2 protein-coding genes and 1 pseudogene are annotated in these 2098 nt (G+C 38.6%); 2 read left to right on the top strand and 1 reads right to left on the bottom strand.

Translation table 11 applies throughout. The features are described 5' to 3' along the window. Positions 1-640: hypothetical protein (locus DPG01_RS18280; RefSeq protein ID WP_110975992.1), on the top strand; the 640-nt coding region annotated here is incomplete at its 5' end. 106 nt (positions 641-746) lie between these two features. After that, a complete protein-coding gene (locus tag DPG01_RS18275) occupies positions 747-1742 on the top strand; it encodes a phosphatase PAP2 family protein (protein WP_004827121.1) in 996 nt (331 codons plus the stop codon). Positions 1743-1765: 23 nt separating this feature from the next. Here DPG01_RS18275 and DPG01_RS18270 read toward each other — a convergent pair. Further along, positions 1766-2098: pseudogene (locus DPG01_RS18270) on the bottom strand (diacylglycerol kinase); the annotation flags it as partial.

The raw sequence follows: 2098 nt of genomic DNA, 5'->3' as shown, positions 1-2098 counted from the left end.
GTCTCTAAATTTAGGCTATTTGATCAGTACCTTTATTTTCGCAGCAGTATTTATAGCTTTGCTATTCTTTCAAATCCGCTCTAAATTTTACCGTCCTTATTTGTATTGGTTTACCATCATCGCCAGTACGACCGTAGGTACGACACTGGCTGATTTGATCGATCGATCTTTGGGGATTGGTTATATCGGCGGAAGTAGCCTATTGCTCGGTTTGGTCTGCTTGTCTTTATTCAGCTGGTATAAGGTTGAAGGCAGTATTTCACCGCATACGGTGAATTATCCACGGGCAGAAATTTTCTATTGGTTAACCATTACCTTTTCCCAAACCTTAGGGACGGCTTTAGGAGATTGGTCAGCAGACACCATGGGGCTGGGTTATAGCGGTGGAATTATCCTTTTCGTCGGTCTTATTCTCATGATTTTGGCCCTGTACAAATTCACTCATGTTTCAAGAACCTTACTGTTTTGGAGTGCATTTGTTTTAACCCGCCCTTTGGGGGCTGTGGTGGGGGATTTCCTGGATAAACCGATCGCTTCGGGTGGTTTGGATTTAAGTCGCTTTACTGCTTCAGCTGTCATTTTGATTGCGATTCTAGTGTGTATTCACTTTAGCAATAAAACGACTGCAAAAAAGGCCTAAATATATAAAGTCGTATTGATATCGAAACATTGATTGGATCTGTGCGCTGACAAAATATGACAGTAAGCCCTGCTAAAAATGCTTTCAACGAGGAAATTTTTTCGCCATGATTCCATTGATTCAAGCCAATCAGCAATTGTTCATCTTGAGCATCCTTGTATTTTCACTGGTTATTCTTTTGTGGGTATTACAGTACTGGATTATTCAGCATGGCAAGCAATTATTTGATTCAGTTGTGCAGTATGGGGGAACGTTTAAACAGCAGGTGGGAAAAAGCAATTTATTCATTCGAATAAAATACAAGTACCCCCGTTTTTTTGGTTTTTTGTCGAAAAGATTTCAGCTCCAGCATTTTTATGGCTTACCTCTGACGCTTTTATTTTTAGCCATGGGCTATATTTTAGCATTGTTTACCGGACTTGTTGAAGATGTGGTTACTTCAGACTCCATCGTGACAATGGATTATTTTGTTTCCCAACAGATGAATATGCTGCATCAACCCAGCGTAGTGGATTTTTTTATTTTCATCACCAGTTTTGGTTCTACAGCAATTTCTTGTTTGATTGTGATTTTAGTCGGTGTGATCTGCTGGATCATTCGCCAACCCTATATATTAATAGGGTTGCTGGTCTCCACTATAGGAAGTTCTATATTTACCTTCCTGAGTAAACTCTTATTTCATCGCGTGCGACCAGCAGATGCTTTACTGCTGGAGCAATCCTACTCATTCCCTAGTGGACATGCCACCATTGCTATTGCCTTATATGGATTTCTTGCTTACCTGGCTATTCGTTTTAGCCCAAATTTTATCAGACAAGTCCGTATATTTTTTACGATGTTTCTTTTTGCTGTACTTTTAGGCCTAAGTAGAATTGTCTTAAATGAGCATTACTTAAGTGATGTGCTGGGTGGTTTTTTGGTAGGAACATTATGGTTAATTGTCAGTATTAGTCTGACAGAATGGTTAAGTGCCAGAGGAAAAATTATTTGGCAAATACCTGGGTCAGCTATGCAGACTTATACAGTAAGCCTAAGCATTATTTTGGTTCTGCTTGCTGCGCTAATCTATGCAGAAGTCTATCAATTTCCATTGTTGGCTTAAGTAAAATCAACTTTTAAGATCTTTTAGTGGACAAGTAAAATAATTGACCAAATAATAAAAATAATGAGAAGTGCTGAAAATTGTGCCGCACTTCTCATATCTTTTGCCTTTTTGGAATGCATGTTTTTCAAGCGAAATACGATCTAAAACAGCTTCAATCGCAGAATTGAATAATTCCACAATTACAGCCAGTAAACAGACAGCCACCATCAGTGCCCGTTCTATAGAAGAAACAGCAATAAAAAAGCTCATAGGAATTAGAATAAGATCAATTAATACGATTTGACGAAAAGCTGCCTATTTTTAGACGCTGTTTTAGATCCTAAAAATGAATAGCCAGTGGCTACTAGAATCCG

Source organism: Acinetobacter sp. WCHAc060042, assembly GCF_003231195.1.
Lineage (GTDB): Bacteria > Pseudomonadota > Gammaproteobacteria > Pseudomonadales > Moraxellaceae > Acinetobacter.
The sequence above is the reverse complement of the archived record's forward strand: the minus strand, read 5'-3'. Positions and strand labels throughout refer to the sequence as shown.

Excerpts from the sequence above, each read along its gene's own strand:
- DPG01_RS18275 (WP_004827121.1), top strand. The coding sequence starts at position 747 with ATGATTCCATTGATTCAAGCCAATCAGCAATTGTTCATCTTGAGCATC.